The following is a 23,233-nucleotide window of genomic DNA, read 5'->3' as shown; positions in this document are numbered from 1 at the left end:
TCCAAAAACCCGTTCACCCCCTTGAAAGGACCCGCCATGACCGCCGCCACCCTCGAACGCCCCCGCGTCAACTCCCCCGCGCCCTTCGCGCCGCGCCCGCGCCCCACGGCGCCCGCGCACGTCATCCGCAGCGAGGCCGAGGCCATCGCCATCGCCGAGCGCCTGCGCGACCAGTTCGCCCAGGAGGCCGGGCTGCGCGACCGCGAGGGCTACCTGCCGCTCGACGAGCTGGACGCCTATTCGCAAAGCGGCCTGTGGGCGCTGAACGTGCCCAAGGCCTACGGCGGGCTGGGCGCCTCGTACGCCACCATCGCCAAGGTCAGCGCGCTGATCGCCGCAGGCGACTCCAGCATCGCCCAGATCGCGCACAACCACCTGGCGCTGGTCGGCCACATCGACGCCGACGGCACCGAGGCGCAGAAGCAGGAGCTGTTCGGCCTGGTGCTGCGCGGCCACCGCCTGGGCAACGCCTTCTCGGAACTGCACAGCAAGACCGTCACCGCCTTCGAGACCCGCGCCCGCGTGGACGGCGACGACGTGGTGGTGGACGGTGAGAAGTTCTACACCACCGGCGCGCTGCTGGCGCACATCGTGCCCATCGTCGCCGTGACCGAGGAAGGCGAAGGCGTGCTGGTGTTCGCCGACCGCGACGCGCCGGGCCTGACGGTGAGCAACAACTGGTCGAGCTTCGGCCAGCGCACCACAGCCTCGGGCGGCGTGAAGATCGAGCAGGTGCGCGTGCCGCGCAGCCGCGCCATCGCCATCAAGGCGTTCGAGAACCAGACCGTGGCCGGCGCCGTGTCGCAGATCATCCAGGCGGCCATCGACGTGGGCATCGCGCGCCAGGCCATCGAGGAGACCATCCGCTTCGTGCGCACCCAGAGCCGCCCGTGGATCGACAGCGGCAAGGACAGCGCCGCCGAGGACGTGTTCACCATCCAGGCCATCGGCGACCTGAAGATCAAGCTGCACGCCGCCGAGGCGCTGCTGGAGCGCGCGGGCCACGCCATCGACCGCGCCGCCGCCGCGCCCGGCGCGCAGAGCGTGGCCGAGGCGACCACCGCCACGTCCGAGGCCAAGGTGCTGACGACGCACATCGCCATCGAGGCCACCAACCGCCTGTTCGAGCTGGCCGGCACGCGCGCCACGCTGGTGCACCACAACCTCGACCGCTACTGGCGCAACGCCCGCGTGCACACGCTGCACGACCCGGTGCGCTGGAAGTACTTCCACGTCGGCAACTTCTACCTCAACGGCGTGAACCCGCCGCGCAACGCCTGGAACTGACACCCCCACCGGGAGCCCCCTCATGAGCAAGCCCATCCGCTTCAACGCGTTCGAGATGAACTGCGTGGCCCACCAGTCGCCCGGCCTGTGGCGCCACCCGCGCGACCGCTCGTGGCAGTACAAGGACGTCGCCTACTGGACCGACCTGGCGCGCATCCTGGAGCGCGGCATCTTCGATGCCGTGTTCATCGCCGACGTGATCGGCTACTACGACGTGTACAAGGGCAGCAACGCCCACGCCTTCCAGGGCGGCGTGCAGATTCCGGTCAACGACCCGCTGCAGCTGGCCAACCCCATCGCCGCGGCCACGCAGCACCTGGGCATCGGCATCACGGCCTCGACCTCGTTCGAGCACCCCTACACCTTCGCGCGCCGCCTGGCCACGGCCGACCACCACACCCAGGGCCGGGTGGGCTGGAACATCGTCACCTCGTACCTGGAGAGCGGCGCCAAGAACATCGGCCAGGGCGGCCTGCAGCGCCACGACAACCGCTACGAGGTGGCGGCCGAGTACGTCGAGGTGCTGTACAAGCTGTTCGAGGGCAGTTGGGAGGAAGGCGCCGTGGTGCGCGACCGCGCGCGCGGCGTGTTCGCCCTGCCGGAGAAGATCCACGAGATCGGCCACAAGGGCAAGTACTTCGAGGTGCCGGGCTACCACCTGTGCGAGCCCTCGCCGCAGCGCACGCCGGTGCTGTTCCAGGCCGGCGCGTCGAACGCGGGCAAGGATTTCGCGGCCGAGCATGCCGAGCTGGTGTTCATCTCCACGCCCACGCAGGAGACCACGCGCGCCTACGTGGGCGACATCCGCCGCCGCGCCGCCCTGGCCGGGCGCGACCCGCGCAAGCTGCTGATCTACGCGCTGGTGACGCTGGTGGTCGACGAGACCGACGCCAAGGCGCACGCCAAGCTCAAGGAGTACCAGCAGTACGCCTCGTACGACGGCGGGCTGGTGCTGACCTCGGGCTGGACCGGCATCGACTTCGGCCGCTACGCGCCGGGCGACAGCGTGCGCAAGGTGGAGACCAACGCCATCGTCTCCGCCGTGGAGGAGCTGGCCGAGGGCGGCAAGACCTGGAGCATCGAGGAACTGGCGAAGTGGGCCAGCATCGGCGGGCTCGGGCCGCTGTTCGTGGGCTCGGCCGCCACCGTGGCCGACCAGTTGCAGCAGTGGGTGGAAGCCACCGACCTGGACGGCTTCAACCTCGCCTACGCCGTGGCGCACGAAACCTTCGAGGACGTGGTCACGCACCTGGTGCCCGAGCTGCAGCGCCGCGGCGTCTACCCCACGGCCTACCGCGAGGGCACGCTGCGCGAGAAGCTCTTCGGCGCCGGTCCCTACCTGCCGGACAACCACCCGGCGGCGCGCTACCGCGACATCGAGCGGGTCAAGCGCGAACAGGCAGCCCTGGCAGCCAAGGCGGCCTGACATGCACGCGCCCACGGCAGCCCCGGCCAGCGACGGCGGCGCGCCTCTTCTGGAGGTGCGCGGCATCTCGCTGTCCTTCGACGGCGTGCAGGCCCTGCACCGGCTGTCGTTCGCCGTGCGGCGCGGCGAGATCTGCGCGCTGATCGGCCCGAACGGCGCCGGCAAGAGCTCGCTGCTGAACCTGCTCAACGGGGTCTACGCCCCCGACGCGGGCAGCATCCACTACGACGGCCAGGCGTTCGCGCGCATGGAGCCGTTCGACGCCGCGCGGCGCGGCATCGGCCGCACCTTCCAGAACAACGCGCTGTTTCACCGGCTGAGCGTGCAGGACAACGTGCTCGCCGGCCTGTCGCGCCATGGCCGCAGCACGTTCATCGAGCACGCGCTGCGCCTGCCGCGCGCGCGGCGCGAGGCCGCCCGGTTCGTGGAGCGCGCCGGGGCCACGCTGGCCTTCCTGGACCTGCTGGCGCACCGCCATACGCCCGTGGGCCAGTTGCCCTACGGCCTGCAAAAGCGCGTGGAGCTGGCGCGCGCGCTGGTGTCGGGGCCGCGCCTGCTGCTGCTCGACGAGCCGATGGCCGGCATGAACGCGGCCGAGAAGCAGGAGATGGGCCGCTGCATCGCGCGCCTGCACCGCGACCTGGGCGCCACCGTGGTGCTGATCGAGCACGACATCGGTATCGTCATGAACCTGTCGCACCACGTCGTGGTGCTGGACTACGGCCGCAAGGTGGGCGACGGCACGCCGACCCAAGTGCAGGCCAACCCGGACGTGATCGCCGCCTACCTGGGCCTGGCGCACGCGCAAGGATCGCCATGACCCTGTTCCTCGAAACCCTGATCGGCGGCCTGCTCGCGGGCACCATGTATTCGCTGGTGGCCATCGGCTTCGTGCTGATCTACAAGGCCAGCGGCGTGTTCAACTTCGCGCAGGGGGCCATCCTGCTGTTCGCGGCGCTGCTGTTCGTCACGCTGCTGGAGGCGGGCCTGCCCTTCGCGCTGGCGCTGGTGCTGACCGTGGCCGCGCTGGTGGCGCTGGCGGTGCTGATCGAGCGGCTGGTGCTGCGGCCGCTGACGCACCGCAGCCCGATGACGCTGTTCATGGCGACGCTGGGCCTGTCCTACGTGATCGAGGGCGTGGCCCAGGGCGCCATGGGCGCCGACGTGCATGCGCTGGACCTGGGCATCGACGACGTGCCGCTGTTCATCGGCGGCCTGCTCATCAGCCAGTTCGACCTGGCCGCCGCCCTCGCCGCCGTGGCGCTGGTGGGCGTGCTGGCGCTGCTGTTCAACGGCACGCGCACCGGCATCGCGCTGCGCGCCGTGGCCGACGACACGCGCGCGGCGCTGTCCATCGGCATCGACCTGCGCCGCATCTGGCAGATCGTCTGGGCTGTCGCCGGCGTCACCGGCCTGGTGGCCGGGCTGCTGTGGGGCGCGCGCCAGGGCGTGCAGTTCTCGCTCTCGCTGGTGGTGCTCAAGGCGCTGCCGGTGCTCATCATCGGCGGCTTCACCTCGATCGGCGGCGCCATCGCCGGCGGGCTGATCGTGGGCGCGGCCGAGAGCCTGGCCGAGGCCTACATCGGCCCGCACATCGGCGGCGGCATCTCCGCCTGGTTCGCCTACGCGCTGGCCCTGGCGTTCGTCTACGTGCGCCCGGCCGGGATCTTCGGCCAGCGCGCCATCGAGAGGGTCTGACCCATGCAGCGACAACGACACCCCTCCCGCATGCCCGCGCCGCTGTGGCTGGCCGCGGCCTTCATCGCCGCGCCCTGGCTGGGCGGCGAATACTGGCTCAGCGCCATCCTCGTGCCGTTCCTGGTGCTGGCGCTGGCGGGCATCGGCCTGAACCTGCTGACCGGCTACGCGGGCCAGGTCTCGCTCGGCTCGGGCGGCTTCATGGCGGTGGGCGCCTTCGCCACCTATGCCTTCGTGCTGCGCGCCGGGCTGGACTTCGTGCCGGCGATGCTGTGCGGCGGCCTCGTGGCGGCGCTGGCCGGGCTGCTGTTCGGCCTGCCCAGCGCGCGCATCAAGGGCTTCTACCTGATGGTCACCAGCCTGGCCGCGCAGTTCTTCCTGGAGTGGCTGTTCCTCAAGTTCCCGTGGTTCTACAACCACAGCTCCTCGGCCACCATCTCGGCGCCCCGGCTGGGCTTCCTCGGCTTCGAGCTGAACCACCCGCTGGGCCGGTACTACCTGGTGCTGGCCACCGTGGCGCTGCTGACCTGGGTGGCGCTGAACCTGGTGCGCAGCCAGACCGGCCGCGACTGGATGGCGATCCGCGACATGGACACGGCCGCCGCCGTGGCGGGCATCCGCGTGCACCGCGGCAAGGTGCTGGCCTTCGCCGTGAGCGCGTTCTTCCTGGGCGTCGCCGGGGCGCTGTGGGCCTTCGCCTACCTGGGCTCGGCGGGCGTGCAGAGCTTTGGGCTGACGCGCTCGTTCCAGATCCTGTTCATCGCCATCATCGGCGGGCTCGGCAGCATCGGCGGCAACTTCATCGGCGCTGCCTTCATCTGCCTGCTGCCGCTGGCGCTGGACTTCGTCTCGCAGGGCCTGTTCGCCGGGCGGCTCGACGCCGGGCTGCTGCAGAACGTGCAGAAGGTGGTCTTCGGCGTGCTGATCATCGGCTTTCTCATCAAGGAGCCGGAAGGCATGGCGCGCCTCGCCGCCGACTTCCACCGCCACCGCATCGTCCCCTGGCGCGCGCGCCTGTCGGCCTGGCGCGCCCGCGCGCCGCGGCTCTCCACCCCGCCCCATTGAACCGTTTCCCCTTTCAACCCAAGGAATCCCTGCCATGAAACACCTCTTCCTGCCACGCAAGGCCCTGGCCCTGGCGCTCGCCGCCACGCTGGGCCTGGGCCTCGCGTCCACGCCGCTGCACGCCGCCGAGCAGTACGTGCCGCTGCCCACCTACCGCGTCGGGCCGTATGCCTCCAGCGGCGCGCTCTGGTGGGCCGGCACCATCGACTACTTCCGCTACATCAACGAGGTGGAGGGCGGCATCGACGGCGTGAAGATCAAGTACGAGGAGTTCGAGACCGAGTGGAGCCCCGACCGCACGGTGGAGGTCTACGAGCGCGTGAAGAAGGGCAAGGACGGCTCGCCGCTGGCCTTCTTCTTCACCCACGGCACGCCCGCCACCTACGCGCTGATCGAGAAGGCCGCGGCCGACAGGATTCCGCTCATCGACCCGGCGGGCGGGCGCACCGAATCCATCGACGGCACGGTGTTCCCCTACGCCTTCCCGCTGCTGTTCAGCTACTACAGCCAGGCCTCGACCGGCATCAACTTCATCGCGCAGAAGGAGGGCGGGCTCGACAAGCTCAAAGGCAAGAAGATCGTCACCGTGTACCACGACTCGGCCTATGGCCGCGCCACCCAGCCCGCCGTGGAGCTGCTGGCGAAGAAGTACGGCTTCGAGAACATCCAGATTCCGGTGGCCGACCCGGGCAACGAGCAGTCGCCGCAGTGGCGCCGCGTGCGCGAGATCAAGCCGGACTGGATCTTCCTGCGCACCTGGGGCGTCTCCACCGTGGTGGCGATCAAGACCGCGCAGCGCTTCGGCTTCCCGGCCCACCGCATCATCGGCGACGTCTGGGCCGGGTCGGAGTCCGACGTGATCCCGGCGGGCGAGGCCGCCAAGGGCTACCAGGCGCTGGCGCCCTACCCCGGCGGCACCGGCTTCGACATCCACAAGCGGCTGAAGACGCACATCCTCGACAAGGGCAAGAGCGACCTGCGCGACACCCGGTACTTCGGCGCGGTCAACTACAACATCGGCCTGGTCAACGCCGCGCTGGCGGTGGAGGCCCTGCGCACCGGTTACCGCAAGTTCGGCAAGCGCCCGCTCAACGGCGAGGAGGGCCGCTGGGCCTGGGAGCATCTGGTGGTGAACGATGCGCGCCTGAAGGAGATCGGCTTCCACGGCCTGCTGCAGCCGCTGAACATCACGCCGCAGGACCACGAGGGCGGCGGCGCCGCGCGCATCCAGCAGTGGGACGGCAGCCAATGGGTGCTGCGCACCGACTGGATCAAGGCCGACCACGCGCTGCTGCGCCCGCTGATCCTGGAAAAGTCCGCCGCCTACGCCAAGGAGCACGGCATCACGCCGCGCGCGCACGGCAAGGACGACTGAACCCCCTTCCCACTGACGGAGACACCGTGACATCCCCCCTTCCCACGACCACCCACGACACCGTGCAAGCCCTGGCGCGCCAGTTCGCCGAGACCGCCATCGCGCGCGACGCGCAGGGCGGCACGCCCAAGGCCGAGCGCGACGCGCTGCGCGCCAGCGGCCTGCTGACCCTGTCCATCCCGCGCGCGCTGGGCGGCCAGGGCGCCGACTGGGCCACGGTGCTGGACACCGTGCGCACCTTCGCGCAGGCCGACAGCTCCATCGCCCACGTCTACGGCTTCCACCACCTGCTGCTGGCCACGGTGCAGCTGTTCGCGCGGCCCGCGCAGTGGCAGCCCTGGCTGGAGCAGACGGCGCGCAAGCACTGGTTCTGGGGCAACGCGCTGAACCCGCTGGACGACCGCACCACCGTGCGCCGCTTCGACGGCTGGGTCGAGTTCTCGGGCAAGAAAAGCTTCTGCTCCGGCGCGCTGGACTCGGAGATGCTCGTCGCCTCGGGCCTGGACGAAACCAGCCGCAAGCTGCTGATCGCCGCCATTCCCACGGCGCGCGCGGGCATCACGCTCAACGGCGACTGGAACTGCTTCGGCCAGCGCCAGACCGACAGCGGCAGCGCCCTGTTCGAGAAGGTGCGCGTGGAAGAGGGCGAGCTGCTGCTCGACCCCGGCCCGCTGTCCACCCCGTTCTCGGCGCTGCGCCCGCTGCTGGCGCAGCTGGTGTTCGTGCACCTGTTCCTCGGCCTGGCCGAAGGCGCGCTGGCGCAGGCGCGCCACTACACGCTGCACGAGGCGCGCGTCTGGCACCGCTCCAGCGCCGCGCAGGCCAGCAAGGACCCGTACACGCTGCGCCACTACGGCGAATTCCACGTGGCGCTGGAGGGCGTGCGCCTGCTGGCGCGCCACGCGGCGCAGCAGTTCGACCTGGCCTGGCAGCGCGGCGCGGCACTCACCGCCGCCGAGCGCGGCCAGGTAGCGGTGGCCGTGGCCACGGCCAAGGTCGCCTCCACGCGCGCCGGGCTGGACGTGGCCGCGCGCCTGTTCGAGACCACCGGCGCGCGCGCCACGCACGGCGCGCTGCGCCTGGACCGCTTCTGGCGCAACCTGCGCGTGCAGACGCTGCACGACCCGGTGGACTACAAGCTGCAGGAGCTGGGCGACTGGGCGCTGAACGGCGAGGCGCCGGCGCCGTCGTTCTATTCCTGAGCGGGCCGGGAAAGGCGCACGCATGGCCACGCTGCCCCACTGGCCCCCATCCCCCTCCGCCTCGGCCGCCGAGCGGCCGGCGCTGGACTGGATCTTCGAGGATCCGCGCTCGCGCGCGCTGCTGGCCGAGGTGGCGCAGGTGGCGCCCAGCGACGCCAGCGTGCTCATCAGCGGCGAGACGGGCACCGGCAAGGAACTGATCGCGCGCCACCTGCACCAGCGCAGCGCGCGCAGCGGCGGGCCGTTCGTCATCGTGAGCTGCGGCGCGTTCTCCGAGGCGCTGGTCGATGCCGAGCTGTTCGGCCACGAGAGCGGCGCCTTCGCGGGCGCGTTCGGCGCGCAGGCCGGCTGGTTCGAGAAGGCGCACGGCGGCACCATCTTCCTCGACGAGGTGAACGACCTGCCGCTGCCGGTGCAGAACAAGCTGCTGCGCGTGCTGCAGGAGCGCACCGTGGTGCGCCTGGGCGGCAGCCAGGCGATCGCGGTGGACCTGCGCATCGTCGCCGCCACCACGGTGGACCTGGCGGCGCTGGTGCGCGAGAAGCGCTTTCGCAAGGACCTGTACTACCGCCTCAACGTGGTGCACCTGAACGTGCTGACGCTGCGCGAGCGCCCCGGCGACATCGTGCCGCTGGCGCGCTACTTCATCGACGCCTACTGCCGCCGCCTGGGCCACCCGCGCCCCGAACTCACGCCGCAGGCGCAGCAACTGCTGATGGCCGCGCCCTGGGAGGGCAACGTGCGCGAGCTGGAGAACGCCATCCACCGCACGCTGCTGCTGTGCGACGGCCCGCACATCGACGCCGCCAGCCTGCGCCTGCCGGCCGCGGGCACGCGCGCCCCGGTGGTGCTGCCCGCCAGCACGCCCGCCGCCCTGGACGGGCACGACGAGCAGATGCTGCGCCAGGCCATACGGCGGCTGTGCGAGGCGGGCGTGCCCGGGCTGCACCAGGCGGTGGAGGACGCGCTGTACCGCGAGGTCTTCCGCTACGCCCACTACAGCCAGAGCGAGGTGGCGCGCCTGCTGGGCGTGAGCCGCAACATCGTGCGCGCGCGCCTGATCCGCCTGGGCGAGATCGGGCCGCCGCGCCAATCTCAAAAAGCATAGCTTCTCGCGCTTTCCTGCAAAGGGTTTGCGGCACTTTTCAGTGCCAAACCGTTTACTGGCAAGCGCTGGCAGCTATCGAATTAGATGCAGATGCGCCTACAGGATGAAGCGCGAAAGGTCCTCGTCCTGGCTCAGCGACTGCAGGCGCTCGTTCACGTAGGCGGCGTCGATGGCCACCGTCTGCCCGGCGCGGTTGGCGGCGTCGAAGCTGACTTCGTCGAGCAGGCGCTCCATGACCGTGGAAAGGCGGCGCGCGCCGATGTTCTCGGTGCGCTCGTTCACGTCGAAGGCGATGTGCGCCAGCCGCGTGATGCCCTCGGGCGTGAACTCCAGCGCCACGCCCTCGGTCGCCAGCAGCGCCTGGTACTGCTTGACCAGCGAGGCATGCGTCTGCGTGAGGATGGCCTCGAAATCCTGCACCGAGAGCGAGCCCAGCTCGACGCGGATCGGAAAGCGCCCCTGCAGCTCGGGGATCAGGTCGCTGGGCTTGGCCAGGTGGAACGCGCCCGAGGCGATGAACAGGATGTGGTCGGTCTTGACCATGCCGTACTTGGTGGACACCGTGGTGCCCTCGACCAGCGGCAGCAAATCGCGCTGCACGCCCTGGCGCGACACGTCGGCGCCGCTGGCCTCCTGGCGCGCGGCCACCTTGTCGATCTCGTCGATGAAGACGATGCCGTTCTGCTCTGCGTTTTGCAGCGCGCGCGTCTTGATTTCGTCCTCGTTGACCAGCTTGGCGGCCTCTTCCTCGGCCAGCAGCTTGAGCGCCTCGGCGATCTTCAGCTTGCGCGTCTTGCGCCGCTCCTGGCCCATCTGGCTGAACATGCCGCGCAGCTGCTCGGCCATGTCCTCCATGCCCGCCGGGCCCATGATTTCGAGCTGCGGGCGCGCCTCGGCGAGGTCGATCTCGATCTCCTTGTCGCCGAGCTGGCCCTCGCGCAGCTTCTTGCGGAACACCTGGCGCGCGGTGCTGTCGGCCGCGGGCTCGCTGGTGCGCGCGGCATCGAAGCCGGCGCTGCGCGCCGGGGGGATCAGCACGTCGAGGATGCGCTCCTCGGCCGCGTCCTCGGCGCGCGCGCGCACCTTCTTCATGTCGGCCTCGCGCGTCTGCTTCACGGCCACCTCGATCAGGTCGCGGATGATCGCGTCCACGTCCTTGCCGACGTAGCCCACCTCGGTGAACTTGGTCGCCTCGACCTTGATGAACGGCGCATCGGCCAGGCGCGCCAGACGGCGCGCGATCTCGGTCTTGCCCACGCCGGTGGGGCCGATCATCAGGATGTTCTTCGGCGTGATCTCGGCGCGCAGGCTGGCATCGACCTGCTGGCGGCGCCAGCGGTTGCGCAGCGCAATCGCCACGGCGCGCTTGGCGCCGGCCTGGCCGACGATGTGGCGGTCGAGTTCCGAGACGATTTCCTGGGGGGTCATGGAGGACATATTCAAGCCAAATCAGGCTCCAGCGCTTATGCAGAAAGCGCCAGCAGCTATCAAATTCAAAGTGTTTCGACGGTGTGGTGCATGTTGGTGTAGATGCACAGCTCGCCCGCGATGGCCAGCGACTTGCGCACGATGTCCTCGGCGCCGAGTTCGGTGTTGGCCAGCAGCGCCTTGGCGGCCGAGTGCGCGTAGGCGCCGCCCGAGCCGATGGCGACGATGCCCTGCTCGGGCTCGAGCACGTCGCCGTTGCCGGTGATGATGAGCGAGGCGCTGTGGTCGGCCACGGCCAGCATGGCTTCGAGGCGGCGCAGCACGCGGTCGGTGCGCCAGTCCTTGGTGAGCTCGATGGCGGCGCGCGTCAGGTGGCCCTGGTGCTTTTCCAGCTTGGCCTCGAAGCGCTCGAACAGCGTGAACGCATCGGCCGTGGCCCCCGCGAAGCCCGCGAGCACCTTGCCGTGGTAGAGCTTGCGCACCTTGCGCGCCGTGCCCTTGACGACGATGTTGCCCAGGGTGACCTGGCCGTCGCCACCGATGGCGACGTCGATGCTGCCGTCCGCCCGCTGGCGGCGCACGCTGAGGATGGTGGTGCCGTGAAACTGTTCCATAACCGATCTAGATAGGGGCGCCGCGCCCCATTGCAAGACAGGGCACGGCACATGAACTGGCGCGCCCCAAGCCAGCGGACGCCGCGCAAGGGCCTCAGCCGGCCGCGCCGCGCTGGCGTCGTCCCCCTTCCCGGAGCGCGCAGCGCGTAGAAAGAAGGGGGAAGCGGCGTAAGCCGCTCAGGGGGATGCCCTAATTTTTTCTGGGGACAACCCAGGCGTGCTCGTTGATGCCGATCACGTTGAACAGCACCGCCACCAGGCGGTGCAGGTTCACGAACTGCACCGCCTGCCCCTGGGCCTGCTGTGCGGCGGCCCAGTTGAGCACCGAGCCGGCGGCGGGAAAGTCCACGCGCACCAGGTGTTCGCAGCCGATGACCAGGGGCTGGCCGGGGCGCGCCATCTCGGCCAGCGGCGCCAGCAGCGGCCCGGCGTCGCCGTCGATGGTGCCCGACAGGCGCGGGCGCGGCGCCTCGGCCTCCATGATCTGCGACGGCAGGCCGAAGTTGGATGCCATGAAGTCGCTCTCGGGCGCCGCCTTCGCGGCCGCGCCCGATACCGAGCCATCGTCCGCCGTGTAGCTGCAGCGCGGCACGACCCATGACGGAGGGGAGACCTCGTAGGTCACGCAGTAGTCCAGCGCCACCAGCTCGAATTCGTCCAGGCGCCCCATGAGCCGCAGCGCCGCCATGCGCAGGCGCCACCATTCCGGGCTGATGGCGCGGTCGCCCGACGGCGTCTTGGCCTGCAGCAGGCTGTGCAGCGCCTCCACGCCGGCGAAATGGATCTGCACGTTCTGGTCGGCCCACTGGTCGAACAGCTTGGCGAGGGCGGGCAGCGCCGCTTCCTCGATGGTCATGAGCCGCGCCCAGGCAAAGTTCCACGGCGCCACGGCACGGCCGAGCGCCGCCTGCAGCGCGGCCACGGACTGCGCCGAGAGCGTGCCCGGCGCGGTCCAGGCGAAGCCGCGCGGCGCGGCAGCGCCCGCATCGGCGCTCTCGGCCGCGTCCGGCTGCTCGCAGATGGCGAACCACAGCGGCGCCGAGCGGCTGAAGCGCGCGGCGAAGTCGAGCGACAGGGCATCGAAGCTCTCGCGCTGGCCCGTCGCCCGGTACAGGTCGAACAGGGTCATCCAGATCTCGAACTGCTGCTGCGGGTCGTCCTGCGCATGCTGGGCCAGCACGTCGCGCAGCCCGGCCTCGGCTCCGGCGCTGTCGCCGCTGGCGAAGCGGATGGCGGCCTCTTCCAGATCGGGTTCGTGCACGAATACCTCCGGTTCTTGGTGTGCCTGGGGCGCTGGCGCCGGATCGGCCAGCATGTCTTCCACCGGCGGCGGTGCGGCGGCCGGCAGGCTGTCGGACAGCCCGCCCGACAGCGCGCCGTCCTCGGCGAACAGCGGCTCGACCGAAGCCGGCGCCACGGTGGGCAGCGCGCCGGGCAGGGTCAGCGGCGCCGTGGGCGCGAACGCGGCCGCCTCCCTATCGCCCGCGGCGGAAGCAGCGGCCGCGCCATGGGCGGGCTTGTTCTTCCACCATTGCTGGGACATCTGCGCCTCGATCTCGTCGATCTTCTTCAGCGTCACGGCCCGGTCATCGGGCGAGGTCATGCTGCTGTGGAAGAACGAGGGGCGCGCCGTGGGGTCCTCGGTGCGCTGGCCGGTGAGGGCGTCGCGCTGGCGCAGCTTGCGCAGCTGGTCGAACTCGCGGCGGCGCACGAAGTCGTTGCGCCGCTTGCGCTCGATCATCTCCTTGAGCATCTGCTTGCTGTACTGGCTCTCGCGCTCGGCCTCGAGGTTGTCGAGGTCGGTCCAGTTGACGGTGGGGTTGCGCACGAAGCGCACCATCTTCGACAGCAAACCGGGGGAGGTTTCTTCCTTGCTCATGACGCGGTGGCGCTCCGTGCTGCGGCCCTTGTGTGGTCCAGCAGCGGGCTCAATCCCCGAACATCTTCTGCTTGAGCTCGCGGCGCTGCTGCGCCTCCAGCGACAGCGTGGCCGTGGGGCGCGCCAGCAGGCGGCCCACGCCGATGGGCTCGCCGGTCTCGTCGCAGTAGCCGTAGTCGCCCGCGTCGATGCGCGCGATCGACTGCTCGATCTTCTTGAGCAGCTTGCGCTCGCGGTCGCGCGTGCGCAGCTCCAGCGCGTGCTCTTCCTCGATGGTGGCGCGGTCGGCCGGGTCGGGCACGACCACGGTGTCCTCACGCAGGTGCTCGGTGGTTTCGCCGGCGTTGTGGTGCATGTCCTGCTTGAGCAGCGCCAGCTTGTGGCGGAAGAACGCCATTTGCTTGTCGTTCATGTACTCGCTGTCGGGCATGGCGAGCACTTCTTCGTCCGTCAGCTCCTCGGCGGGCTTGGTCTTCCAGTTGTTCGCCAGCTTGGGGTCGCGCTTGGCGGGGGAGGGCTTCGCTTGCAGGGTCGTAGGCATGGTCTTCGGGATCACTGACGTTGGCGGAAGGCGTGGGGCGCCCCCTGGGCCAAGCATGGTACGTTCAATCGGGCCAAACGTGAAGAAGCCCGGGCGTTGCGCACAAGTACCCGGCCCAGCCTGTCTGGGGCGCCGGGTAAGTGCGCGGCGGCGCGATTGTAGCCACCCCGCCGCGCGGCCCCGGCCCGGCTGTCGGATATGCGACACACGCGCCGTGTCATCACACTAGGCATTGCTCCAGGCCCTGGCGCAGAATGTCCTGCGGCAGGTCGATGCCGATGAACACCATGCGGCTCTGCCGCGCCTCGCCCTCGGCCCACTGCGGGCCCAGGTCGCTGCCCATGAGCTGGTGCACGCCCTGGAAAATCACCTTGCGCTCGGTGCCCTGCATGTGCAGCACGCCCTTGTAGCGCAGCATGCGCGGGCCATAAATGTTGACAATCGCGCCGAGAAAATCCTCCAGCTTGGCGGGGTCGAACGGCCGCTCGGCGCGGTAGACGAAGCTCTTCACGTCGTCGTCATGGTGGTGGTGATGGCCATGCTGGTGCGCGGGGTGGTCGCAATGCGCGCCGTGCGCATGGCCGTGGTGTTCATGGGTGCAATGCCCGTGGTCGTGGCCGCAGTGATCGTGGTCGTGGTCGCTTTCCTGGAGGAAGCCGGGGTCGATGTCGAGCTTGGCATTGAGGTTGAAGCCGCGTAGGTCGAGCACCTTGGCCAGCGGCACCTCGCCGAAATGCACGGCCTCGATGGGCGCGCGCGGGTTCATGTGCCTGAGGCGGTGCACCAGCGCCTCCTGCTCGGCCGCGCTCACCAGGTCGGTCTTGGAGAGGAAGATCTGGTCGGCGAAGCCCACCTGGCGGCGCGCCTCCTGGCGGTCGTCGAGCTGCTGGCTGGCGTGCTTGGCGTCCACCAGCGTGATGATGGAGTCCACGAGGTAGCACTCGGCGATCTCGTCGTCCATGAAGAAGGTCTGCACTACCGGCCCCGGGTCGGCCAGGCCGGTGGTCTCGATCACCACGCGCTCGAAATCCAGCAGGCCCTTGCGCCGCTTGGCCGCCAGCAGCTGCAGCGTCTCGCGCAGGTCTTCGCGGATGGTGCAGCAGATGCAGCCGTTGCTCATCTGCACGATCTGCTCCTTCGACTCGGTCACGAGGATGTCGTTGTCGATGTTCTCCTCGCCGAACTCGTTCTCGATCACGGCGATCTTCTGGCCATGGGCCTCGGAGAGCACGCGCTTGAGCAGCGTCGTCTTGCCCGAGCCCAGGAAACCGGTCAGGATGGTGGTAGGAATCAGGGACATGGAAAGCCTTGTCAGTCGATGGATCGGGGAATGGATCAGGGAATGGAATAACTGTAGCGGAGCTGTCAAGCCCTACACTGCGCCTTCCCTCTTCGACGGCCCGCCGACGTGAACGCCCCCTCGCACGCCCCCGCCCGCCCCCATGCCATCCACGCCGCCAGCGCCCGCATCCTGGCCTGCGGCCTGGCGCTGCTCCTGGCCGTGGGCGCGGGCGGCCTGGCGCTGCTGTGGCATGCCCAGGCCCAGCTGGAGCTGCGCGAGCGCCAGCAACTGGCCCTGCTGGCGCGCCTGGCCCAGGCCCATGCCTCGGCCGTGCTCGAAGCCAGCGAACGCACGCTGGACCAGCTGGCCACCGACCTGGTGCAGGCCCCCGACGCCTGGAGCAGCCTCCAGGCCGTGCAGTACCAGGCGCTGCGCGGCCAGCCCGCGCTGCGCGGCCTGGCCCTGGTGGACATGCAGGGCCTGGTGCTGGCCACGACCGCCCCGGCCGACCTGGGCCGCCGCATCGATCTGCGCCCGCTGCTGGCGCAGCCCCTGCAGGACGGGCGCACGACCCTGACGGCCAGCAGCGCGGACCATCTGACCCTGGTGCGGCGCGTGCGGCTGGCGCCGCAGGCCTACGCCCTGCTCATCGCCCAGCTCGACCCCGGCGCGTTCGCCCCGCCGCCCGCGCTGCTGGAGGCCAGCGCCCCGGGCACCCAGGTGCTGCTGGCGCGCCCGGACGGCAGCCTGCTGGCGCAGGCGGGCGCCGCCGCGCTGCCCCCCGGCGGCAGCCTGCACGGCCACGCGCTGTTCGCCCCCTACCTGGCCGCGCAGCCCGCGGCCGCGCAGGGCGTGGCAGAGATCCCCGGCCCCACCGCCGTCCAATGGGTGGCCTGGCAGAGCGCGCCCGCCCACCCCGTGGTGGCCCTGGCGGCGCAGCCTGGCGCGCAGCGCCTGCAGCGCTGGCTCGCCGCCCAGCGCCAGCCGCTGGCCGGCCTCGGCGCGGGGCTGGCGCTGCTGGCCCTGGCGATTGCCATCGCCTGGCGCAGTGCGCGGCGGCGCCCCATGGCGCAGCCTGCCCCCGGTGCATGGCAAGAACCGCCACCCGCGCCACCCGCACCACCACAGGCCGCCGCGCCGGAGCCTCCCGCCCCGGCCCTGCCCGCGCCCGCCGCCCCCGCGCCGCCCGCCACCGTGGACGTGCGCGACCTGCTGGAAGACCTGGCGGCCGAACTCAGCCCCCAGCTCGAACGCAAGCGCCTGCCGCTCAAGCTGCAACTGGGCGCCGCCCCGCTGCCCCTGGCCGCACCCGCCGAACCGCTGGCCCAGGCGCTGCGCCAGGTGCTGGCCCATGCCATCGCCAGCGCGCCCAAAGGGCAGACCCTGCGCATCGCCGCCGACGCCGATGCGCCCCAGGCCCTGCACATCGCCATCCACACCCACGGCCCGGCCACCGGGCCCACGGCGCACGCCCAGGCCCTGCGCGAGGCCGACCAGGCGCTGCAGGCCCAGGGCGGCAGCATCGACGCAGCAGGGGATGCGGAGGGCGGCACGGTATTCCACGTGCGCCTGCCCGGCGCCGCCGCGGATTAAAGACCAAATCGGACCCTAACGCCCGCCAGGAAAGCGCAAGCAGCTCCTGAAACAGGAGCAAAAGCACGGCACCTGAAACTGACGCGGCCCAAGCCAGCGGACGCCGCGCAAGGGCCGCCCCGCCACGCGGGCATCGTCCCCCTGCCCGCGCGAAGCGCGAGAGCGGGGGGAAGCGGCGCAGCCGCTCAGGGGGGTGAGGGCTTCTTTTTTGCGCGGGGGTGCGCCTGGTCGTACACCCGGGCCAGGTGCTGAAAGTCGAGCCGGGTATAGGCCTGCGTGGTGGTGATGCTGGCGTGGCCCAGCAGTTCCTGCACCGCGCGCAGGTCGCCGCTGGACTGCAGCAGGTGGCTGGCGAACGAGTGGCGCAGCATGTGCGGATGCACGGGCGTGCTCAGCCCGGCCTGCTGGCCGCGCTGGCGCAGGCGCGCCCACACTGACGCGGCTGACAGGCGCGCGCCGCGCCGGCCCACGAACAGCGCGCCGTCCGCCAGCCGCGCGCCGAAGGGCTGTTCGCGCAGCGCCAGCCAGGCGCGCAGCGCCGCCAGCGCGGCGCGGCCCACGGGCAGGCTGCGGCGCTTGCTGCCCTTGCCGAAGACGTGGGCCTCGGCCGCGTCGAGGTCGATCCAGCCGCGCCCCTGCTGGTGCGCGGCGGGGCTGGCGGCCACGTCCAGGCCCACCAGCTCGCCCACGCGCAGGCCGCAGCCGTACAGCAGCTCCACCATGGCGGCGTCGCGCGCCTCGGCCCACGGGTCTTCGCCGGGCTGCGCGAAATCCGCCAGGCGCACGGCGTCGTCCACCGCCAGGGCCTTGGGCAAGGGCTTGGGCGCCTTGGGCGCGCGCAGGCCCTGCGCAGGGTTGTGCTCGGCCAGCCCCTGGCGCGCCGCCCAGCGGTAGAAGCCGCGCCAGCCCGAGAGGATGAGCGCGATGCCGCGCGCGCTGCGCCCGCCGCCGTGCATCTGCGCGATGAAGCGGCGCAGGTGCCCGCTGGTGAGCTGCAGCAGCGGCAGGCCCGCCGCCTGCGCGTACTGCTGCAGGCGCAGCAGGTCCTGCGTGTACAGCGCCAGCGTGCGCGCGGCCAGGCGCTTTTCCACGCGCACGTGCGCCAGGTAGCGCAGGGCTTCGTCGGGCAATTCCGGGGGGGTGTTTGGCGGCGGCATGGTTGAAAAAATGATAGCTGATAGCGCTTGCCTGGTGCGCGCCGGAGGCCAAAAAGGCTTGAAAGCCACGCCGGCATGCCTGGGGCCCGGCGTGAAGCCCGCCGCGCGCCCGATCCCGCCGATAAGCGCCCCCTCGCCCCCTCTTTTCGCCGCTTTGCCAAAGCGCTGCCTGACCACAATCAAACGCCATGAGAGCCTTGCCCTTCCCACGTCTCGCCCCCTGGCTGCTGCTGGCACTGCTGGCCAGTGCCTGGAGCCTGCCCGCGCACGCCCTGCGCATCAAGGAAGTGGCTGCCGTGCAAGGCGTGCGCAGCAACCAGCTCACGGGCTATGGCCTGGTGGTGGGCCTGGATGGCACGGGCGACCAGACCACGCAGATGCCCATCACCACCCAGGCGGTGCAGAACTACCTGCAGCAGATGGGCATCACGCTGCCGCCGGGCACCACGGCGCCGCAGCTCAAGAACGTGGCCACGGTGATCGTCACGGCGCAGCTGCCGGCGTTCGCGCAGCCGGGGCAGTTCATCGACATCAACGTCTCCTCCATCGGCAACGCCAAGTCGCTGCGCGGCGGCACGCTGATCGCCACGCCGCTGCGCGGCGCCGACGGCGAGATCTACGCCCTGGCCCAGGGCAACGTGGTGGTGGGCGGCGCGGGCGCGTCGGCCGGCGGCAGCAAGGTGCAGATCAACCACCTGAGCGCGGGCCGCGTGCCCGAGGGCGCGCAGGTGGAGCGCGCTGTGCCCACGCCGCTGCACGAGGGCAGCACCATCACGCTGGGGCTGAACGCCTCGGACTTCCAGACCGCGCGCAAGGTGGCCCAGGCCATCAACAACCGCGCGGGCGCGGGCACGGCCACGGCGCTGGACGGGCGCACCGTGCAGGTCAACGCCCCGCTGGAGCCGGGCGCGCGCGTCAACTTCATCGCCGAGCTGGAGGAGCTGCAGGTGGCCGACGCCACGCCCGCCGCCAAGGTGGTCATCAACGCGCGCACCGGCTCCATCGTGCTCAACCAGGCCGTGACGCTGGGCCCCTGCGCCATCGCGCACGGCAACCTGGCCATCACCATCAGCAGCACGCCGGTCATCAGCCAGCCCAACCCGCTGTCGCAAGGCCAGACCGTGGTGGCGCAGAAGAGCGACATCCAGATCAAGCAGGAGCCCGGCATCATGATGACGCTGCCGCCCTCGCCGCAACTGGCCGACGTGGTGCGCGCCATCAACACCCTGGGCGCCACGCCGCAGGACCTGCTGGCCATCCTGCAGGCCATCAAGGCCGCCGGCGCGCTCAACGCCGAGCTGGAGGTGATCTAGCCATGGCCTACACCAGCACCCTGCCTGCCGGCAACACCATGGCCAGCCAGGCCCTGGCGGCCGACGGACGCGCGCTCAACGCGCTCAAGGTGCAGGCCGGCCAGAACAGCCCCGAGGCAGCGCGCGAAGCCGCGAAGCAGTTCGAATCGCTGTTCATGCGCGAAATGATCAAGAGCATGCGCGAGGCGACGATGAAGTCCGGCCTGCTCGACGGCGCCGAGGGCAACCTGGCCAACGACCTGTACGACCAGCAGCTGTCGGTGCAGATGTCGGGCCTGCCCGGCGGCCTGACCGAAGCCATCCAGCGCCAGCTCACGCGCCAGATGGGCGGCGCCGAGGCCGAGCTGTCGGTGCCCTCCACGCTGAGCCTGGACACGAGCGCGCTGCGCCGCACGGCCAGCACGAAGAACAGCACCACGCCCTCGCCCAAGGGGCTGGACGCCTTCGTGCAGCACCACCGCGCCACGGCCGAGCGCGTGGCGCAGGACAGCGGCATTCCCGCCAGCTTCATGCTCGGCCAGGCCGGCCACGAGACCGGCTGGGGCAAGGGCGAGATCCGCCACAAGGACGGCAGCGCCGCCTACAACCTGTTCGGCATCAAGGCCGGCAAGAGCTGGACCGGCAAGGTGGCCGAGGTCACCACCACCGAATACATCAACGGCGTGGCGCGCAAGGTCACGGCCAAGTTCCGCGCCTACGACTCCTACGAGGACTCGTTCCGCGACTACGCCCGCCTCATCAACGACAACCCGCGCTACGAGAAGGCGCGCGGCAAGGTCGGCTCCGCCGTGGCCTACGCCACCGAGCTGCAGAAGGCCGGCTACGCCACCGACCCCGAATACGCCAGCAAGCTCAGCCGCGCCATCCAGAGCACCCTGCGGGTGGGCCGCGCGCAAGCCTGAAACGCCAAGGACCTGAACCATGAGCCTCTTGAACGTCGGCGCCCGCGCCCTGATAGCCAACCAGGTGGCCCTGCAGACCACCGGCCACAACATCGCCAACGTCAGCACCCCCGGCTATTCGCGCCAGTCGGCGCAGATGGTCACCGTGCAGGGCCAGTTCACCGGCAACGGCTACGTGGGCCAGGGCGTGGACGTGCAGACCATCCTGCGCAACCACAACGAGCTGCTGACGCGCCAGGCCGCCATGGCGGGCTCGGCGCAGTCGTCCGACGTGGTGCGCGCGCAGCGCCTGGAGCAGATGCAGGACGTGTTCTCGGGCGGCAAGGACGGCCTGGGCACAGCCCTTTCCGACATGCTGGGCTCGCTGTCGGACATCCTGAACTCGCCCACCGACATGACCGCGCGCACCGTGACGCTGACGCGCATGGGCGAGACGGCTGCGCGCTTCCGCTCCGCCGCGGACCGCCTCTACGACATCGAGAACACGGTCAACGAGCAGCTCAAGAACAACGTCACCAAGATCAACAGCCTGGCCAAGAACATTGCCGACGTGAACGAGCAGATCGCCTCGGCCACCGGCAACGGCCAGGTGCCCAACGACCTGCTGGACAAGCGCGACCAGCTCATCCGCGAGCTCAACCAGTACATCCAGACCACGCAGATTCCCGCCGACGACGGCACCGTGGGCCTGTTCATCGCCGGCAGCCAGCCGCTGGTGCTGGGCACCACGGCCACGCCGATGTCGGTGAGCGAGGCCAGCGAATTCCCCGGCAGCGGCAAGATGGCCTTGTACTTCAACCGCCCCGGCGCCTCGCCGCTGGAGCTGAACGAGAGCATGCTCGGCGGCGGCGAAGTGACCGGCCTGCTGCGCTTCGCCAACAACGACCTGGCCGAGGGCCGCAACCTGCTCGGGCGCATGGCGCAGGCCATCGGCATGAGCATGAACGAGCAGAACAAGCTCGGCCTCACGCTCGACGGCCAGTTCGGCAAGGACCTGTTCGCCGTACCCACCAGCGCGCCCGGCTACAGCAGCGGCGCGGGCGTGGGCAGCGTCGCCTTCAGCAGCCCGACCCAGTTCGCCGCCTCGGACTACGAAGTGCGCTTCACCACCCCGCCCGCAGGCCAGGTGGTGCGCCTGTCGGACGGCAAGGCCACCGCCTTCACCGACCTGACCGACCTGGCCAGCCAGCAGATCGACGGCCTGACCTTCAACGTCACCACCGCCGGCAACGCGGGCGAACGCATCCTGTTCAAGCCGTTCGCCAACACCGCAGCCAACGTCCAGGCGCTGGTCAACGCCCCCAGCGAACTGGCCGCCGCCAACCCCATCAACGCCGCCATGGGCACGGCCAACGCGGGCTCGCTGCAATTGGCCGGACTCAAGGCCACGGGCCAGCCCAACCCGCCCGGCCTGGTGCTGCCGCCCAATGGCGACACGGCCACGCCGCCCGCCTTCCCCGGCGGCATCCAGCTGCAGTTCAATGCCGGGCCGCCGGCCACCTACGACGTGCTCAACCGCGGCAGCAACCCGCCGACCACGCTGGCCACGGCCCAGCCCTACGTCTCGGGCCAGCCCATCAACTTCAACGGCTGGCAGATCACGCTGCAGGGCACACCGAAGACCGGCGACACGGTGAACGTCGGCAACGCGCTGGACCCGCAGTACGGCGACGCCTACAAGCGCAATGCCGGCAACGCCGGCGCGCTGATGAACCTGCGCGATGCGCAGATGTTCGACAACGCCACGCTGCAGGATGGCTGGGCCAGCGCCATGTCGCAGGTCGGCACGCGCACGCAGAGCGCGCAGTACGCCGCCAACATGTCCACCAGCATCGCCGACAGCCTGGAAAGCCAGCGCGTGGCGGTGTCCGGCGTCAACCTCGACGAGGAAGCGGCCAAGCTGATCCAGTACCAGCAGGCGTACCAGGCATCGGCCAAAATGCTGCAAATTGCCCAGAGCATCTTCGACAGCCTGCTGCAGACCGTCAGCCGCTGATCCGCCCCCAGGAGACCACCATGAGCAACAGCCTCACCATCTACCGCATGGGCACGGCCAACACGTACGACAACGCGCGCCAGAACCTGAACGTGCGCCAGAACATCCTGTCGGGCCTGCAGGAGAACCTCACGGCCGGCAAGCGCGTGGTGCGCCCCAGCGACGACCCCGTGGCCGCCGCGCAGGCCGAGCGCGCGCTCACGCGCATCAACCGCATCCAGACCGAGCAGCGCGCGCTTGAAGTGCAGCGCAACGCCGTGGCCCAGGCCGAATCGACGCTGGGCGACGCCGTGAAGCTGGTGCAGAACATGCGCGAGATCATGGTGGCCGCGGGCGGCGGCACGCTCAAGCCCGAGGACCGCAAGACCTACGCCAACCAGCTGCAGAGCCTGCGCGAGCAACTCACCGATGTGGTCAACCGCAAGGACACCAACGGCATTCCGCTGCTGGGCGCGCTCGGCAGCGCGCTCACGCCCTTCCTCGGGCCGCTCACGGGCAACCCCGACTACCAGTTCGACGGCCTGCCTGGCCAGAACGCCAGCACCGGCGTGACCGTGCCGCTCACGCTCGACGGCCACTCGGCCTTCATGTTCGACCCGCAGCGCGACGGCGTATACAACGCCAGCCTCTCCAACGCCAACCCGGCCTACCCGCAAGACGGGCGCCGCTTCGGCACCGACGCCGTGCAGGTCACCAACGCGCACCTGCTGCAGCAGCCCGCGCCGCCGGCCAACCCGTACACCTACTCCGTCACATTCACCGGCGTGACGATGAACCCCGACGGCACCTACGACGCCACCTACGACATCAGCAGCGACAACCCCAACTACACCTCGCCCGGCCCGCAGACCGTGGCCGGGCTGAAGGCCGACCAGCTGACCGCCATCCCCGTCAGCATCGACGACCCCGGCGGCGCCACGCTCAAGTTCAACATCAGCGCCACGCCCGCCAAGGACAAGGACGGCAACCTGGTGCTCTCGCCCGCCCCGGGCGACACCGTGACGCTCACCACCAGTCCCAGCATCGCCAGCGTCATCGACACGGCCATCCGCGACATCGGCGGCGCCGCCAACAACAACGCCGCCAGCCAGGCCGTGGGCCAGGCGCTGGCCAACATCGACAAGGGCCTGGAGCGCCTGCACAACATACGCGGCTACGCGGGCGAGTTGCTCAACCGCGCCGACCGCATCACCGGCGACCAGGAAAACCGCTCGCTCCAGCTCGAAGCCGACCGTTCGCGCGCCGAGGATCTGGATATGATCAAAGGCATTTCCGACTTCCAGAACGCCCAGGTCGGATACCAGGCCGCCCTCCAGTCCTACGCCCAGGTACAGAAGCTGAGCCTGTTCAACTACATCAGCTAAAAC

General features: G+C 70.5%; 19 protein-coding genes and 1 pseudogene. 13 read left to right on the top strand and 7 right to left on the bottom strand.

Features of this window, described 5'->3' with window-relative positions; translation table 11 throughout:
* The first annotated feature begins 36 nt into the window (after positions 1–36).
* The 8 genes from YS110_18615 to YS110_18580 are packed head-to-tail and all read left to right on the top strand — an operon-like array spanning position 37 to position 9,161.
* The gene (locus YS110_18615) at positions 37–1,287 is read left to right on the top strand and encodes an SfnB family sulfur acquisition oxidoreductase (protein UJB66630.1); all 1,251 of its coding nucleotides are present in this window, start codon (positions 37–39) and stop codon (positions 1,285–1,287) included.
* Positions 1,288–1,309: 22 nt separating this feature from the next.
* Complete coding sequence (locus YS110_18610; protein ID UJB66629.1) at positions 1,310–2,713, top strand: LLM class flavin-dependent oxidoreductase; 1,404 nt, start codon at positions 1,310–1,312, stop codon at positions 2,711–2,713.
* A gap of 1 nt (position 2,714) precedes the next feature.
* Positions 2,715–3,533, top strand: a complete 819-nt coding sequence (locus YS110_18605; protein ID UJB66628.1) for an ABC transporter ATP-binding protein — start codon at positions 2,715–2,717, stop codon at positions 3,531–3,533.
* Positions 3,530–4,411, top strand: a complete 882-nt coding sequence (locus YS110_18600; GenBank protein ID UJB66627.1) for a branched-chain amino acid ABC transporter permease — start codon at positions 3,530–3,532, stop codon at positions 4,409–4,411. Before YS110_18605 ends, YS110_18600 begins: the two co-directional genes overlap by 4 nt.
* Positions 4,412–4,414: 3 nt before the next feature.
* Positions 4,415–5,476: a branched-chain amino acid ABC transporter permease gene (locus tag YS110_18595; GenBank protein UJB66626.1), complete on the top strand. Its 1,062-nt coding sequence runs from the start codon at positions 4,415–4,417 to the stop codon at positions 5,474–5,476.
* 34 nt (positions 5,477–5,510) lie between these two features.
* On the top strand, positions 5,511–6,851 hold the full coding sequence (locus YS110_18590) for an ABC transporter substrate-binding protein (protein UJB66625.1): 1,341 nt from the start codon (positions 5,511–5,513) through the stop codon (positions 6,849–6,851).
* 26 nt (positions 6,852–6,877) lie between these two features.
* Positions 6,878–8,053, top strand: a complete 1,176-nt coding sequence (locus tag YS110_18585) for an acyl-CoA dehydrogenase family protein (GenBank protein ID UJB66624.1) — start codon at positions 6,878–6,880, stop codon at positions 8,051–8,053.
* A gap of 22 nt (positions 8,054–8,075) precedes the next feature.
* Positions 8,076–9,161, top strand: a complete 1,086-nt coding sequence (locus YS110_18580) for a sigma-54-dependent Fis family transcriptional regulator (GenBank protein UJB66623.1) — start codon at positions 8,076–8,078, stop codon at positions 9,159–9,161.
* Between the two features lie 96 nt (positions 9,162–9,257).
* Here YS110_18580 and hslU read toward each other — a convergent pair whose 3' ends face one another.
* The 5 genes from hslU to YS110_18555 form a co-directional block, all read right to left on the bottom strand.
* The gene (gene hslU, locus YS110_18575) at positions 9,258–10,598 is read right to left on the bottom strand and encodes an ATP-dependent protease ATPase subunit HslU (GenBank protein ID UJB66622.1); all 1,341 of its coding nucleotides are present in this window, start codon (positions 10,596–10,598) and stop codon (positions 9,258–9,260) included.
* A gap of 56 nt (positions 10,599–10,654) precedes the next feature.
* Positions 10,655–11,203 (bottom strand): ATP-dependent protease subunit HslV, encoded by a 549-nt coding sequence (gene hslV, locus YS110_18570; protein UJB66621.1) that lies wholly within the window; start codon positions 11,201–11,203, stop codon positions 10,655–10,657.
* A 190-nt stretch (positions 11,204–11,393) separates the two neighbouring features.
* Positions 11,394–13,082, bottom strand: coding sequence for an STAS domain-containing protein (locus tag YS110_18565; GenBank protein ID UJB66620.1), 1,689 nt, complete (start codon positions 13,080–13,082; stop codon positions 11,394–11,396).
* A gap of 49 nt (positions 13,083–13,131) precedes the next feature.
* A complete protein-coding gene (gene dksA / locus YS110_18560) occupies positions 13,132–13,623 on the bottom strand; it encodes an RNA polymerase-binding protein DksA (protein UJB66619.1) in 492 nt (163 codons plus the stop codon).
* Positions 13,624–13,843: 220 nt separating this feature from the next.
* Positions 13,844–14,923, bottom strand: coding sequence for a GTP-binding protein (locus YS110_18555; protein ID UJB66618.1), 1,080 nt, complete (start codon positions 14,921–14,923; stop codon positions 13,844–13,846).
* Positions 14,924–15,031: 108 nt separating this feature from the next.
* Here YS110_18555 and YS110_18550 point away from each other — a divergent pair, with 108 nt between their 5' ends.
* Entirely contained in the window at positions 15,032–16,498 is a 1,467-nt protein-coding gene (locus YS110_18550; protein ID UJB66617.1) for a hypothetical protein, read from the top strand.
* A 185-nt stretch (positions 16,499–16,683) separates the two neighbouring features.
* On the opposite strand, the gene YS110_18545 is transcribed toward YS110_18550, so the two are convergent.
* Both YS110_18545 and YS110_18540 read right to left on the bottom strand, forming a co-directional pair.
* A complete protein-coding gene (locus YS110_18545) occupies positions 16,684–17,655 on the bottom strand; it encodes a tyrosine-type recombinase/integrase (GenBank protein ID UJB66616.1) in 972 nt (323 codons plus the stop codon).
* A pseudogene (locus YS110_18540) lies at positions 17,630–17,935 on the bottom strand (DUF1010 domain-containing protein). Before YS110_18540 ends, YS110_18545 begins: the two are co-directional and overlap by 26 nt.
* On the opposite strand from YS110_18540, the gene YS110_18535 reads away from it, so the two are divergent.
* Genes YS110_18535 through flgL form a run of 4 tightly spaced genes read left to right on the top strand, consistent with a single transcriptional unit; the run spans position 17,844 to position 23,230 of the window.
* A complete protein-coding gene (locus tag YS110_18535) occupies positions 17,844–18,968 on the top strand; it encodes a flagellar basal body P-ring protein FlgI (protein ID UJB66615.1) in 1,125 nt (374 codons plus the stop codon). The pseudogene YS110_18540 and the gene YS110_18535 sit on opposite strands and share 92 nt — an antisense overlap.
* A 2-nt stretch (positions 18,969–18,970) precedes the next feature.
* On the top strand, positions 18,971–19,870 hold the full coding sequence (flgJ, locus tag YS110_18530) for a flagellar assembly peptidoglycan hydrolase FlgJ (GenBank protein UJB66614.1): 900 nt from the start codon (positions 18,971–18,973) through the stop codon (positions 19,868–19,870).
* Positions 19,871–19,889: 19 nt separating this feature from the next.
* Positions 19,890–21,866, top strand: a complete 1,977-nt coding sequence (flgK, locus tag YS110_18525) for a flagellar hook-associated protein FlgK (GenBank protein UJB66613.1) — start codon at positions 19,890–19,892, stop codon at positions 21,864–21,866.
* Positions 21,867–21,886: 20 nt separating this feature from the next.
* Positions 21,887–23,230 (top strand): flagellar hook-associated protein FlgL, encoded by a 1,344-nt coding sequence (gene flgL / locus YS110_18520; protein UJB66612.1) that lies wholly within the window; start codon positions 21,887–21,889, stop codon positions 23,228–23,230.
* The last annotated feature ends 3 nt before the right edge of the window (positions 23,231–23,233 follow it).

Source organism: Acidovorax sp. YS12, from assembly GCA_021496925.1.
GTDB lineage: Bacteria > Pseudomonadota > Gammaproteobacteria > Burkholderiales > Burkholderiaceae_C > Paenacidovorax.
Note: the sequence above shows the minus strand (reverse complement) of the source record. Positions and strands in the feature narration are given on the sequence as shown.